The organism is Pseudomonas sp. (assembly GCF_030684895.1).
GTDB lineage: Bacteria > Pseudomonadota > Gammaproteobacteria > Pseudomonadales > Pseudomonadaceae > Aquipseudomonas.
The window spans coordinates 13,046-27,169 of record NZ_JAUXXP010000027.1 but is presented as its reverse complement, the minus strand read 5'-3'; the positions used below and the strand labels follow the sequence as shown (position 1 = coordinate 27,169).

11 protein-coding genes are annotated in these 14,124 nt (G+C 63.1%); 6 read left to right on the top strand and 5 right to left on the bottom strand.

All coding sequences use genetic code 11. The annotated features are described in order from the left end of the window. The 4 genes from aroQ to Q8M42_RS05755 form a co-directional block, all read right to left on the bottom strand. Positions 1-390 (bottom strand): type II 3-dehydroquinate dehydratase (gene aroQ, locus Q8M42_RS05770; protein ID WP_305283641.1); only part of this gene is annotated, 390 nt, incomplete at its 3' end. Positions 391-773: 383 nt separating this feature from the next. Then, positions 774-2,540, bottom strand: coding sequence for a protein-disulfide reductase DsbD (locus Q8M42_RS05765; RefSeq protein ID WP_304869467.1), 1,767 nt, complete (start codon positions 2,538-2,540; stop codon positions 774-776). Between the two features lie 137 nt (positions 2,541-2,677). Next, complete coding sequence (locus tag Q8M42_RS20915) at positions 2,678-3,721, bottom strand: methyl-accepting chemotaxis protein (RefSeq protein ID WP_370870332.1); 1,044 nt, start codon at positions 3,719-3,721, stop codon at positions 2,678-2,680. Positions 3,722-4,806: 1,085 nt separating this feature from the next. Further along, positions 4,807-6,426 (bottom strand): PleD family two-component system response regulator, encoded by a 1,620-nt coding sequence (locus Q8M42_RS05755; RefSeq protein ID WP_304869471.1) that lies wholly within the window; start codon positions 6,424-6,426, stop codon positions 4,807-4,809. A 307-nt stretch (positions 6,427-6,733) separates the two neighbouring features. Here Q8M42_RS05755 and Q8M42_RS05750 point away from each other — a divergent pair, with 307 nt between their 5' ends. From Q8M42_RS05750 to speA, 5 genes are all read left to right on the top strand, one after another. Next, positions 6,734-7,807, top strand: coding sequence for a DUF2333 family protein (locus tag Q8M42_RS05750; RefSeq protein WP_304869473.1), 1,074 nt, complete (start codon positions 6,734-6,736; stop codon positions 7,805-7,807). A 3-nt stretch (positions 7,808-7,810) separates the two neighbouring features. Next, positions 7,811-8,347, top strand: a complete 537-nt coding sequence (locus Q8M42_RS05745; protein ID WP_304869475.1) for an NUDIX hydrolase — start codon at positions 7,811-7,813, stop codon at positions 8,345-8,347. Between the two features lie 61 nt (positions 8,348-8,408). Then, positions 8,409-8,738 (top strand): hypothetical protein, encoded by a 330-nt coding sequence (locus Q8M42_RS05740; RefSeq protein WP_304869476.1) that lies wholly within the window; start codon positions 8,409-8,411, stop codon positions 8,736-8,738. Positions 8,739-8,757: 19 nt separating this feature from the next. Beyond that, positions 8,758-9,129 carry a translation initiation factor Sui1 gene (locus tag Q8M42_RS05735; RefSeq protein ID WP_304869478.1) on the top strand — a complete coding sequence of 124 codons (372 nt, stop codon included), beginning with the start codon at positions 8,758-8,760 and terminating at the stop codon, positions 9,127-9,129. Positions 9,130-9,254: 125 nt separating this feature from the next. Then, positions 9,255-11,168, top strand: a complete 1,914-nt coding sequence (gene speA, locus Q8M42_RS05730) for an arginine decarboxylase (protein WP_304869480.1) — start codon at positions 9,255-9,257, stop codon at positions 11,166-11,168. Positions 11,169-11,303: 135 nt separating this feature from the next. Here the strand turns inward: speA and Q8M42_RS05725 are convergent, their stop codons facing one another. After that, the gene (locus Q8M42_RS05725; RefSeq protein WP_304869482.1) at positions 11,304-12,659 is read right to left on the bottom strand and encodes a 3-oxoacyl-ACP reductase; all 1,356 of its coding nucleotides are present in this window, start codon (positions 12,657-12,659) and stop codon (positions 11,304-11,306) included. A 159-nt stretch (positions 12,660-12,818) separates the two neighbouring features. Between Q8M42_RS05725 and Q8M42_RS05720 the strand changes: the two genes are divergently transcribed. After that, on the top strand, positions 12,819-14,096 hold the full coding sequence (locus Q8M42_RS05720; RefSeq protein ID WP_304869484.1) for an acetyl-CoA C-acetyltransferase: 1,278 nt from the start codon (positions 12,819-12,821) through the stop codon (positions 14,094-14,096). The last annotated feature ends 28 nt before the right edge of the window (positions 14,097-14,124 follow it).

Genomic DNA, 14,124 nt, shown 5'->3' with positions numbered 1-14,124 from the left:
GGCGCCAAGGCCGCAGATCACCCCTACTGCAACGTCGGAAAAATAGGAGTGATGGCGGAAAGGTTCACGCTTGTGCACGTTGGACAGGTGCACTTCGATGAATGGGATGCTCACCGCCAGCAATGCGTCACGTAATGCGACGCTGGTGTGAGTAAAAGCGGCAGGATTGATCAGGATAAAGTCGACACCTTCGCCTTTCGCAGCGTGAATACGATCAATTAGCTCGTACTCGGCATTGCTCTGCAGGTACAGCAGATGGTGGCCTGCCTCGCGCGCGCGGCGCTCCAGGTCGAGGTTGATCTGCTCCAGGGTGACGGCGCCGTAGACCCCAGGCTCGCGGGTGCCGAGCAGGTTGAGGTTGGGGCCGTGCAGTACCAATAAGGTCGCCATGATCCTTAATCCTTGTGTGTAGGGTCTGTTGACGCTTCAGCGCAAACCGCGTTGCTGCGCAAAATCTCGCCAGGCTAGGCGGAGGACGCAGGTAATGATTCCCTTGCCAAGTCCTCTAACACCGCATGGCGAAATTTTCCGCGCAACCCATAGGGCCGGGCCTGTTTGAGCGCGATGCTGCGTTTCTCGTCGCTTATTTGGAACAACCAAACTTCGCTCCTCGTGCCTAGCCTCGCGCTCAAACAGGCTCCGGCGCGGTCGTGCTGAAGCGTCAACAGACCCTGTACTGCGCAGGACTATGCCGCGACAGCGCGGGGCTGTCCAGTTCTCAGCAATAGTCGACACGATGACCGCAGATTGCGGCAAATATATGACTCGGGGCGTTAAAAACGTTCCCGTGCTGTGCTCAGGCGCGCAGCAAAGGTCGCCGCATCCACCTCACCTACGACACGCAAATCCAGCCATTCGTCACCCTTGGCGTCGAATAGCAGAATCGCCGGTGGGCCGAACAGCTGGTAGCGGTCGAGCAGGGCGCGCTGGGCGGGGTTGCTTTCGGTGATGTCGAAACGCACCAGTTGATAGTCGCCCAGCTGGCGGCCGACTTCCGGGGCACTGAGCACTTCACGCTCAATCACCTTGCAGCTGATGCACCAGTCGGCGTACCAGTCGAGCAGCAGCGGCTTGCCATTGTTCTTTGCGGCGAGCAAGGCTGCATCGAGTTCGGTGGGTGTGCTGATGGTTTGCCATTGAGCGGTTTGCACCTGGGTGGCTTCGGCGCTGCTGACCATCCGCCCGAGTGGCCGCAGCGGGTCATCCTGGCCTTGCAGTGCGCCGACCCAGGCCATCAGGGCGTAGACCAACAGCGGCAAACCGAGCAGTTGCGCGAGTTTTTGATGATGGGTTTTCGGCGTCAGTTCCAGCGCGCCGAGCCACAGTGCAATACCGGCGGCCAGCAAACCCCACAACGCTAGGCTGACAGGGCCGGGTACCACGCGCTCCAGCAGCCAGATCGCTACCGCCAGCAGCAAGGCGCCGAACAGGTTACGCACGGTAAGCATCCACGGGCCGGATTTTGGCAGCAAGGCACCGCCACCGACGGCGAACAGTACCAGCGGCGCGCCCATACCCAGGCCCAGGGCCAGCAGCTTGAGGCCGCCGCCGAGAGCGTCGCCGCTGGCGCTGATATACAGCAGCGCGCCCGCCAGCGGCGCGGAGACGCAAGGAGACACCAGTACGCTAGACAGCACGCCCAGTGCCGCAGCGCTGAAAACTGTGCCGCCGTGCAGGCGCTGGCTCAGACTCTGCAGTCGGCCGTCGATTGCTGCCGGCAGGCGCAGTTCGAGAAAGCCCAGGCTGGCCGCGCCGAACAGGGCGAAGAAGATCGCAAAGGGCACCAGCACCCAGGGCGATTGCAGGCGCGCCTGCAGATTGAGTTCCGCGCCGAACAGGCCCATCAGTGCGCCGAGGATGGCAAAGCTCAGGGCCATCGGCAGCACATAGGCCAGCGACAGTACCAGGCTGCGCATGCCGCCCGGTTGGCCGCGCAACACCACGCCGGTAAGGATTGGCAGCATTGGCAGCACGCAGGGGGTGAAGGTCAGCGCCAGGCCGCCGAGGAAGAACAGCGCCAGATCGGTCCAGCTCCACGGCGTTGCGGCATCGGGGCTGGGACTACTGGCAGCTGCGCCGCCACCAATCGCCAGTACCTCGGTTTCCGGCGGATAGCACAGGCCTTTGTCGGCGCAGCCCTGGTAGTTAACGCTGAGGTTGAAGGGGCGATTGTCCGGGATGTCGAGCGGCACCTCGACATCCAGCACCTCGTAGTACACCTCTACATCGCCGAAGTACTCATCATGCTTGGCCTTGCCAGCCGGCAGCACGGCCTGGCCCAGGCTGATATCGGCGGGCTCGCTGCTGAAGCTGAAGCGGTGCCGATACAGGTAATAGCCTTCGGCGGCGACAAAACGCAGCTTGACCGATTCGCTGGTGCTGCTGATCAGGCTCAGCTTGAACGCCTCGCGTACCGGCAGGAAGTCCGCGCTGTTGTTCAGCGGCGCGCCGAATTGCGCAGGGGCGGGCGGCTTGTCGAGCAGGCCGGCGCTGGTCGGCAGGACGACCAGAAGCAGAAGCAGGCTGAGTAGACGGTGCATGGCAGGCTCGTGATGCGGGAGTCGGCGCATCATAACGGAGGCCGGTGGTTCAGGGCACGGCCCAGGCTGTAAGCGGTCTTGTCTTCGGGCTGGATGGTGCGCGACAGATTGCCGCGCCAGCAGCCACGAATCGGCTGTTAAACCCTGAAGGCCTGCACGGCCGTATGCAACTGGCCGCCGAGTTGCTGCAGTTGGTCACCCTGGTTGCGGCCCTCACCGATGCGCTGCAGGTTGTCGCCGCCCAGGGTGTGAATGCGTTCGCTGTGGCCGCGAATCTCGCTGACTGCGTCGCTCTGCTGGGCAGTGGCATCGGCGATGCGCTCGGCCATGCTGGCGATGGTACGGATCGCCACAACGATTTCATCCAGCGCGCCATCGGCGGCTTCGGCCTGACTGGCGGTCGCTTCGGCGTGCTCGACCTGGGTGCGCATGGCCTGCACCGATTGCAGCGCGGCCTGTTGCAGGCGGCCGATTAGCTCCTGAATTTGCGCCGTCGCGCCGCTGGTGCGCTGCGACAGCGAGCGCACTTCATCGGCGACCACGGCAAAGCCACGGCCCAACTCACCGGCCCGTGCCGCTTCGATGGCGGCGTTCAACGCCAGCAGATTGGTCTGCTCGGCGATGCCGCGAATCACCGTCAGCACATTGCCGATGGTCGCGGTTTCCTCGGCCAGGCGTTCGATGGCCTGGGCGTTGCCCTGTACTTCATCGACCAGCGAATGCAGGCCAGTAAGGCTCTGGCCGATCACTTGCTGGCCCTGTTCCAGGGCGCGGTTGGCGTCGCGGCTGGCGTCCGCAGCCTGGCTGGCATCGCCGGCCACCTGCTGGATGGTGGCTTGCAACTCGCCAAGGGCATCGCGAATCTGCGCGGTGTCGCCGGCCTGGCGTTCGGCGCCGCTGTGCAGGCCGCCGCTGAGGTCAGCCAGGGTGCGGCTGGAACCGACTACTTGTTCGGCGTGTCGGCGAATGGTGCCGACCAGGTCGACCAGATAGGCGCGCAGACGGTTTAGCGACTCTTCGATATCGCGCAGTTCGCGGGTGCTTGAGCCGAGATGGATGTCATTGGCAAAGTCGCCAGAGGCCCATGCCGATAGGGCCGGAACCAGGCGTTCAAGCACGCGGGTGAGGCGACGTTGGATGGTGTCGATGATCAGCGCGATCAGCAGAATCAGACCGATCATCAGGCCGAGGATCAGCTGCACTTCGCCCTGGATGCGGCCATGCTCGGCGCGCACTAAAGGTTCCAGTGCAGCCAGTGCTTGTTGCACCTGATCAATCTGCGTGTGGGTGCTGTTGGCCAGCGCGCTGCGTTGTTCAATCAGGCTGCGCGTGCGTTGCAGCTCGGCCGGGTAGCGGCTGATCAGGTTGGCCAGGTCGCGTTTGAGGGCAATGCCACGGTCTTCGGCCTGGCTGCTCTCGCGGCTGGCGTCCAATCCCAGCATGTCGGCAAACGAGTCGCTGGACGATTGGCTGGCGTCGACCACACCGAGCAGCGGTAGGTCGCTAAGCGCTTGCGCCTGTTTGCTCAGGGCGGCTAGCTCGCGTTCGACTTCACTGGCCAGCTCACTGCGGCCGCTGCGCACCAGCTTGTCGCGGGCATGGGCCAGGCGGGTAAGGTGCCGTGCCGCGCTGAATAACGGGCGGCGATAATTGGCAGCGGCATTGGCTTCGCCGCTGTCGGCGTATTGCGCGAGTTGCTCAAGTGCTGCGTCCATCTCCCGTTCGGCTTGCAGCAGCAGGCCTTGCGGGTCGGCGGAAAGCTTGCCAGCGGCCAACAGCTCGTTGGCACTGAAGGCTTTGAGTTCGGCGAGGCTGGGGCGCAGGTTGGCGGCCAGCTGTGCGGGCAGCTCAGTCATCGCCTGTTCGAGGCTGTTCAGCGATTGCAGGGCCGCGCTGTGGCGCAGGGCGTCGCCGCTTTCCAGGTACGCGTTGATGTTTTGCGCGGCCTCGCCCTGGAACTGCTGGGACAGGCTCAGGTAGCGGGCCATCAGCAGATAAGGGCGTTCCAGGGCGCGCTGCGACCACCAGAGGGTGACGGCCAGGGCCACGCAAACGGTGACCAGCAGCAGGGTGTTGAGGTTGGTAAGAGATTTCAGGCGCATAGGGCTCGACCGACAACGAACGGTTCCGGCCGCCTACGTATGTGTCAGGCGGCTGCTAAGCCTCAGAATTTATTGCTTTTTCGTGACCGTAATATGACGCCGCCAACTGCGTCACAGTTTTCTGTCGGGTGGTTGGTGGCGGCTTAGGTATATCGGGGCGAGTCTCAGTCGCCCTGATAGATCGCCACCTGATTGCGTCCGCCGTGCTTGGCCACATACAGCGCCAGGTCAGCCTGCTGCGAGAGCAGTTTGCCGTCCAGTTGCGGTGCCAGTTGGGCGATGCCGCAGCTGAAGGTGCAGGACAGGTCATGCGGCTGGGCGGAGTACTGGATTTCCGAGAAGCGCTGGCGAATGTCGTCGAGTACTCGGCAGGCCGATTCGGCGTCGGTGTCGGGCATCACCACGGCAAACTCTTCACCGCCGTAACGGCCGATATGGTCGCTTTTGCGCAGGCGCTGCTTGAGAAACAGCGCCAGGCTCTTGATCACTCGGTCGCCCATGGGGTGGCCGTAGGTGTCGTTGACCTTCTTGAAGAAGTCGATGTCGATCATCGCAAAGCTCAGCGGCTGGCCGTCGCGTTCGGCACGAAAGCGCGCGTCTTCGAGCAGTTGCAGGGTGTGGGTGTGGTTGTACAGGCCGGTCAGGCTGTCACGCACCATGCGCGCCTTGAGGCTGCGCGCACGGGCTGCGCGGTTGCGTACGGTGGCGATCAGATGACGCGGCTTGATCGGCTTGGTCAGGAAGTCGTCACCGCCTTCACTCATGGCGTCGAGCTGCTTGTCCAGGTCGTCTTCGGCGGACAGGTAGATGATCGGCACGCTGACATAGCGGTCGTTGTGGCGGATCACCTGGGCCAGCTCCGGGCCGTTGCACTCGGGCATGTACATGTCGAGGATGATCAGGTCCGGCTGAAAATCGGCCAGATGGCTCATGGCCTGGATCGGCTCGATCAGGGTGCGGGTGACGATGCCGGCACTGTTGAGGACGCGCTCGGTGTGCGTGGCCTGAGCCCGCGAGTCGTCGATGATTAGCACCTTGTAGGGTTCGTACTGCGAAACGTTGGTCAGCACCTCGATGCGCTCGAACAGGTTCGAGGCGTCCAGGCTGCCGGTGAAAAACTCCTGGCCACCGGCGCGCACGGCGGACAGGCGGGTCATGGTGTCGGTGTCTTCAGGGCTGAAGAACAGCAGTGGAATCGGGTGCTCCAGGCCTTCCTGCACACTTTTCGCCAGAAGCAGGCCACAACCAGGGCCGGAGAAGTCGACTTCCATCAAGATCGCCGCCGGGTGGCGCTCGCGCATGGCGTTGCGGAAGGCGTTGGCGCTGTCCAGAGCAATCGCGGTCATGCCGAAGAATTCCAAGCGCTGCACCAGCTGTTCGGCGCGCTCACTGTGTTGCAGCGCCAGGTACACCGGTTTGCGCAGCGGCGGCAGCACGGTTTGCTCGAAGCGGTCGCCGTGGCGCAGGCCGGTACGCGACAGGCGCTGCAGCAACTGGTTGAGCTGGCTGATCAGTTCGCTATTGAGGCGGCCACGGTTGTCGGCCACCAGTTGCAGACAGCTGTCTATCTCCTGGGCCAGTTGGCTGTGCTCGGCCTGATCGAAGCGCTCGGCATAGCGCTGCAACAGTTGTGTCGCCTCGCGCAGTTCGCCCATGCCGGCTTCGTTCCACTCGCTGCGCTGTAGGCGCTGCCAGACTTCTAATACCTGACGCGCCTGATTGATCACGCGCTGGGCGAAGTGCTGCTTGAGGCGGTCGCGGCTGGGGTCTTCTTGCTCGATCATGGCCCGGTGTCGGTTGGCGCAGCCGTGGCTACGGGTGATGGCTTAGTGCTAGCAATGCTAACACTCGTTTGATTTTTTGCGAGTGCCGTCGATCTATTGGCGTCGGCCTTCTGTCTATGACATCACAGATACGTAATCGGCTTAACCGGCGCTAAGTTTGCCGTTCGCCGCTGCGCAGCGAGCCGCGCTTCCCTTATAGTGCAAGGCAGTTGCGCAACCCTGCTCAAGGGTTGTGGTCGAACCAACAGCCACCGGGTTGTGCAGCCCGGTCGCGAGCTTGCTACTTGGGTAACAAAAGGACATTGCCATGCTGGATTGGAAGAACCGAACTGCTGGAGCGCGCGATGGCGCGGCAGGCGCCGCCACCACCTCACAGAGTAAATCGCCGGGAAGTCTGGTCACGCGTACGGTCGCTGGCCTGCTCGGGCTTTACCTGGTCATCGCGGTGGTGGTGGGCTGGTACTGGAGCCAGGAGCCGGCGCAATTCTCCGTGCAGCAACGCGCCGAGGCAGCAGCCCAGACCAGCGGGCGCAAGCTGGTGAATGGCTACACCACGGTGGAAACCCTCAAGCAGGTCGCTGGCACCTTGCTCGACAAACCAGGCGGTTACCTGTCCAACGACCTCGCGCCGCCGGGCCTGTGGCTCGACAATATGCCGAGCTGGGAGTTTGGCGTGCTGGTGCAGGTGCGTGACATGTCCCGCGCGCTGCGCAAGGACTTCACCCGCTCGCAGTCGCAGTCCACCGAAGACCCGGATCTGGCCAAGGCCGAGCCGCGCTTCCACTTCGACCATAAAAGCTGGGCGCTGCCGGCCTCCGAGGCTGAATACGCCGAAGGCATCAAATCGCTGGATCGTTACCTTGAGCGTTTGGGTGACCCGGGCAAGGGCAGCGCGCAGTTCTATACCCGCGCCGACAACCTGAATAACTGGCTGGGCGATGCCGCCACCCGCCTGGGATCGCTGTCGCAGCGCCTGTCGGCCAGTGTTGGTCAGGTGCGTTTGAATACTGCCGTGGTCGATCCGGCGTTGGCCGATAGCGTGGCCCAGGCCGACTTTATCGAAGGCGTGAACTACGAGACGCCGTGGCTGCAGATCGACAACGTGTTCTACGAAGCCCGTGGTCAGGCCTGGGCATTGGCTCATCTGCTGCGCGCCATCGAGGTGGATTTCGCCGATGTGCTGGCGAAGAAGAACGCCACCGTCAGCGTGCGCCAGATCATTCGTGAGCTGGAGGCCGCGCAGGAGCCGCTGTGGAGCCCGATGATCCTCAACGGCAGCGGTTATGGCCTGCTGGCCAACCACTCGCTGGTGATGGCCAACTACATCTCGCGCGCCAATGCCGGGCTGATCGACCTGCGCCAACTGTTGTCGCAGGGCTAAGCGGTGGCCTGGTCAGAGGCCGAGGTGGCGCACCGCGCCGCCTCCGATGCCGAGCGTATCGCCTGGGTCGACGAGGAGGATCGACCGCTGGGCGGTGTGTTGCGCAGCGAGTTGCGTGCGCGGCATCTGCTCGGGCGCGGCACCTATATCCTGCTGTTCAACAGCGCCGGCCTGCTCTGCGTACACCGCCGTACCCTGAGCAAGGCGCTGTATCCCGGTTACTGGGATGTGGCGGCCGGCGGCATGGTGCTCGAAGGCGAGAGCTATGCCGAATCCGCTGCGCGCGAGCTGGCTGAAGAGCTGGGTATCGAAGATGCGCCGCTGGTTGAGCACGCGCATTTTCTCTACGACGCGCCGGAAAGCCGCCTGTGGTGCATGGCCTACTCGGCAGTGTCCGATGCGCCGCTGCGCTTGCAGCCGGAGGAAGTGTTGGAGGCGCGGTTTATCTCCATCGACGAGGCATTGGCCGAGACGCAGCACCTGCCCTATTGCCCCGATTCGCTGGCCGCCTTGCAGCGCTATCTGACTGCTATTGCGTAGGATGGGTTAGCCGTAGGCGTAACCCATCGCGTTGCCAGTATGGGTATCATGAGGAACATCCATGTCCCTCACCCTTTTGGCAGCTAAAGCTGTGCAACACGGCATCCTGCCGTTTTGTCGCTGCGCTCAACCCATCCTACGACTGCCTACCTGTTTAAAGCCGCGCCGTTACTGGCTTTGTGCAGGATATGCAGTCGTTTTGTTCGGCATCCTGAACAACGTCGCCAATCCGCCGATTAATGGCGCATTTTTACACTTAGCAGTCGCGGCTTTTGCCGTTACACTGCGCGGCCTTCAAGCCCTGGCCGTGTATCGCCAGGGTGCGCTGCCCCTGCCAGAGTGGGGCTTCGCGGTCGACTCCGAACACTCAGTCGACCAGTCGCTATCCTGACCCCTTCGAGGACCTACCGGTGGTCAAGAAAGCTTCCTCATTCGCCGCCCTCAGCGGCCTGGTGTATTCCACCGACAGCGGCCGGCATTGTCCGGACTGCAGCCAACCGGTGGACGCCTGCATCTGTAAACAGACCCTGATCCCCGAAGGTGATGGCATCGCCCGTGTACGCCGCGAAACCAAAGGTCGCGGCGGCAAGACGGTGACCACCGTCAGCGGTGTGCCATTGGCCGAAGAGCCGCTGAAGGACCTCGTCAGCGCCTTGAAGAAACGCTGCGGCTGCGGCGGCTCGCTCAAAGATGGGGTGATCGAGATTCAGGGTGATCACGTCGAACTGCTGATCGCCGAGTTGATCAAGCACGGCTTTAAAGCCAAGAAGTCCGGCGGCTGATCCAGCCTTTTCTAAACTTCCTCGGCAGACCTTTGGTCCATTGCCGAGTAATCGTCATTTCCAGACTTTAATCTGTACGCGTCTTGGCTGTGCCAAGGCCACTATCGCCAGCAAGGGAGACATCGATGTCTGCACGACGCACACGTAAAGATGACGGCAGCCAGTGGACCGTAGCGGACAGCCGCAGCGTCTATGGTATTCGCCATTGGGGCGCGGGTTATTTCGCGATCAATGACAAGGGCCGTGTCGAGGTGCGCCCGAATGGCCCGCAAAGCACGCCGATTGACCTCTACGAGCAGATCGATGAGCTGCGTTCCAGCGGCCTGTCGCTGCCGTTGCTGGTGCGTTTTCCGGACATCCTGCAAGACCGCGTGCGCCAGCTGACCGGCGCATTTGATGCCAATATCGCGCGTCTGGAATACCAGAGCCCGTACACCGCGCTGTACCCGATCAAGGTCAACCAGCAGGAAGCGGTGGTGGAAAACATCATCGCCACGCAGAACGTCTCCATCGGCCTGGAAGCTGGCTCCAAGCCGGAGCTGATGGCCGTGCTGGCGCTAGCGCCGAAGGGCGGCACCATCGTCTGCAACGGTTATAAAGACCGCGAATTTATCAAGCTGGCCCTGATGGGGCAGAAGCTCGGTCACAACGTATTTATCGTGATCGAGAAAGAATCCGAAGTGCAGCTGGTGATCGACGAGGCGGCCGAACTCAAGGTCGCGCCGCAGATCGGCCTGCGTGTGCGTCTGTCCTCCCTGGCCTCGAGCAAATGGGCAGACACCGGTGGTGAGAAGTCCAAGTTTGGCCTGTCGGCGGCGCAGCTGCTGTCGGTGGTCGAGCGTTTCCGCGCGGCCAAGCTGGATCAGGGCATCCGCCTGCTGCACTTCCATATGGGCTCGCAGATCGCCAACCTGTCCGACTACCAGCACGGCTTCAAGGAAGCCATCCGCTATTACGGCGAGCTGCGTGGGCTGGGCCTGCCGGTTGACCATATCGACGTCGGCGGCGGTTTGGGCGTCGACTACGACGGTACCCATTCGCGTAACGCCAGCTCGATCAACTACGACATGGACGATTACGCCGGTGTCGTGGTCGGCATGCTCAAAGAGTTCTGCGATGCCCAGGAGCTGCCGCATCCGCACATCTTCTCGGAAAGCGGCCGCTCGCTGACTGCGCACCACGCCATGCTGGTGGTGCAGGTCACCGACGTGGAAAAACACAACGACGAGATCCCCAAGATCGAAGACGTCACCAGCCTGCCGGAAACCGTGCGTTACCTGGTTGAGCTGCTGGGCCCGACCGATATCGAGATGGTCACCGAGACCTACTGGCGCGCCACCCACTATATGAGTGACGTGGCCACCCAGTACGCCGACGGCAAGCTCACCCTGACCGAAAAGGCTTTGGCTGAGCAATGCTACTTCGCCGTATGCCGCCGTCTGCACAACTCGCTGAAGGCGCGTCAGCGTTCGCACCGTCAGGTGCTGGATGAGTTGAACGACAAGCTGGCTGACAAGTACATCTGCAACTTCTCGGTATTCCAGAGCCTGCCGGATACCTGGGCCATCGGCCAGGTGCTGCCAATTCTGCCGCTCAATCGTCTCGATGAAGAGCCGATGCGCCGCGCGGTGCTGCAGGACCTGACTTGCGACTCCGACGGTAAAATCCGTCAGTACGTCGATGAGCAGAGCATCGAGACCAGCCTGCCGGTGCATGAAGTGCGCGAGGGTGAGGACTACCTGCTGGGGATCTTCCTGGTCGGCGCCTACCAGGAAATTCTCGGCGATATGCACAACCTGTTCGGCGACACCGACTCGGTGAACATCTACCAGAACGCCGATGGCAGCGTGTACCACGCCGGTATTGAGACCCACGACACCATCGAGGACATGCTGCGCTACGTGCACCTGTCGCCGGAGGAGCTGATGAATCACTACCGCGACAAGGTCGCCAGCGCCAAGATCAGCCCGCGCGAACGCACCCAGTTCCTCGATGCGCTGCGTCTGGGTCTGACCCGTTCGTCTTATTTGTCGTCTTGATCGCGTAGGGACTGTAGGAGCGGCCTTGGCCGCGAAGCGGGTTGCGCCTGATCGCGGGCAAGCCCGCTCCTACAACACCGCTGTGTAACTAAAAGGCCCCGCATTGCGGGGCCTTTTGCATTCTGCTGACGGCGATTAAGCGCCCAGTAGGCTCTGCCCGCAAACGCGCAATACTTGTGCCGTAGCCGCGCCCGAGCCGGGCTGTGCGAACCAGGCCACGGCTTCGGCGACATCCTGCGGCAGGCCGCCTTGGCCCATGGAGTTCATCCGCCGGCCGGCTTCGCGGATGGTCAGCGGAATGGCCGCGGTCATTTGGGTTTCGATAAAGCCCGGTGCCACCGCGTTGATGCTGATGCCGCGCTTGGCCAGCGCCGGTGCCCAGGCCTGGGCCAGGCCGATCACGCCGGCCTTGCTCACCGCGTAGTTGGTCTGACCCAGATTGCCGGCGATGCCGCTGATCGAGGCGATTAGCACCACGCGGCCGTTGTCGTGCAGCTTGCCGGCGTCCAACAGGGCTTGAGTGAGCACCTGCGGGGCATTCAGGTTGACGTTGATCACCGAGTTCCAGAACTCGTCGCTCATCTTCGCCAGGGTCTTGTCGCGGGTGATGCCGGCGTTGTGCACGACGATATCGATACCGTCCGCCAGTGCGTCAACCAGTTGCGCGGCAGCATCTGTGGCGCAGATATCCAGAGCCAGTGCGCGACCGCCGAGGCGGGCCGCCAGTGCGTCGAGGGCGTCCTTGGCTGGCGGCACATCCAGCAGCACCACTTCGGCACCGTCGCGGGCCAGGGTTTCGGCGATGGCTGCACCGATGCCACGAGATGCCCCGGTGACCAGGGCCTTTTTGCCTGCTAGCGGGCGGGTCCAGTCCTTGACCTGTTCGGCGCAGGCATTCAGGCGCAGCACCTGGCCGGAGACATAGGCGCTTTTGGGCGAAAGGAAGAAGCGCAGTGCGCCTTCCAGTTGCGCTTCGCCGCCTTTGCCGACGTAGATCAGTTGTACGTTGCCGCCACGGCGGATTTCCTTGCCCAGGGAGCGGCTAAAGCCTTCCAGCGAGCGTTGCACGCTGGCAGCGATGGGGTCTTTTAACGATTCCGGGGCGCGGCCGAGGATCACCACGCGCGGGCACTTATCCAGGCCCTTGAATGCCGGCTGGAAGAAATCACGCAGCTCGATCAGCTGCTCGAAGCGGGTCAGCCCGCTGGCGTCAAACACCAGTGCCTTGAGCTTGGGGCCGTGTTCGGCGGTCCAGCGCGGCAGCTCGAATTGGCCTTCGCGGGCGGCGAACAGCGCATCGGTCAGTTTGTTGGCAAACGGCAATACGGCGTTGGCCAGGCTGCCTTCGCCACCCAGCAGCAGGGCACCGTCTACCGGCCGGCTGCGCCCGGCCATCCAGCGCTCCAGCAGCAGCGGCGCGGGCAGGCCGAGCGCGCTTACCAGACGGCGACCGGACGTGGAGTTGGCAAAGGCGAGATAACGGTCGGACATGGAGTGGCTCCTGCGCATGGATCAAAAGTGCGCCCACTCTACGCAGGCCGCAGAAATGCGCAATTGACCGCGCCGCCTGCTGTGCCGGCAAGGCGGCCAATGCCACACTGCAGGGACAGGTTAGCCTGTGCGCCATTCATTTCTGCTAAGGAGTCGTCCATGACCCAGCCGCGCCGCGTCGCCATCGTTGGTGGTAACCGCATTCCGTTCGCCCGCTCCAATACCGTCTACGCCACCGCGAGCAACCAGGAGATGCTGATCAGCGCACTGGATGGCCTGGTCGAGCGCTTCAACCTGCATGGCGAACGCCTCGGTGAGGTGGTAGCCGGCGCGGTACTCAAGCATTCACGGGATTTCAACCTGACCCGTGAATGCGTGCTTGGCTCGCGTCTGGCCCCGGAAACCCCAGCCTATGACCTACAGCAGGCCTGCGGCACCGGCCTGGAAGCGGCGTTGCTGGTGGCCAACAAAATCGCCCTGGGGCAGATCGAGTGCGGTATCGCCGGTGGCGTCGACACCACCTCGGATGCGCCGATCGGGGTCAACGAAGGGCTGCGCAAGATTCTTCTGCAAGCCAACCGTGGCAAGAGCACTGGCGAGAAGATCAAGAGCCTGCTGCAGATTCGTCCACGCCATCTGGCCCCGGCCATTCCGCGCAACGGCGAGCCGCGCACCGGGCTGTCGATGGGCGAGCATTGCGAGCTGATGGCGCAGACCTGGGCGATCCCGCGTGACGAGCAAGACCAGCTGGCCGTGGCCAGCCACCAGAAGCTCGCCGCCGCCTATGCCGAAGGCTGGCACGACGACCTGCTGACGCCGTTCCGTGGCCTGCCCCGCGACCAGAACCTGCGCGCCGATATCAGCCTGGAAAAACTCGCCACCCTCAAACCCTGCTTCGAGCGCAGCCCGCGCGGCACCATGACCGCCGCCAACTCAACGCCACTGACCGATGGCGCGTCCCTGGTGCTGCTGGCCAGCGAAGATTGGGCCAAGGCACGTGGTCTGCCGATTCTGGCCTACTGGAAGGACGGTGAAGCAGCGGCAGTGGATTTTGTCGGCGGCAAGGAGGGCTTGTTGATGGCCCCGGCCTATGCCGTGCCGCGTCTGCTGGCGCGCAACAAACTGAGCCTGCAGGACTTCGATTATTACGAAATCCACGAAGCCTTCGCCGCGCAGGTGCTCTGCACCCTCAAGGCCTGGGAAGACGCCGACTACTGCAAAACCCGCCTTGGCCTGGATGCGCCGCTGGGTTCCATCGACCGCAGCAAGATGAACGTCAAGGGCAGCTCCCTGGCCGCCGGCCACCCCTTTGCGGCCACCGGCGGGCGCATCGTCGCCAACCTGGCCAAGCTGCTTTCGGTGGCGCAGGAAGGCCGTGGGTTGATCTCGATTTGCGCGGCTGGCGGTCAAGGTGTGACTGCAATCCTGGAAAAGTAATCAAACAGCCGTATCCGCACGCTGTGCG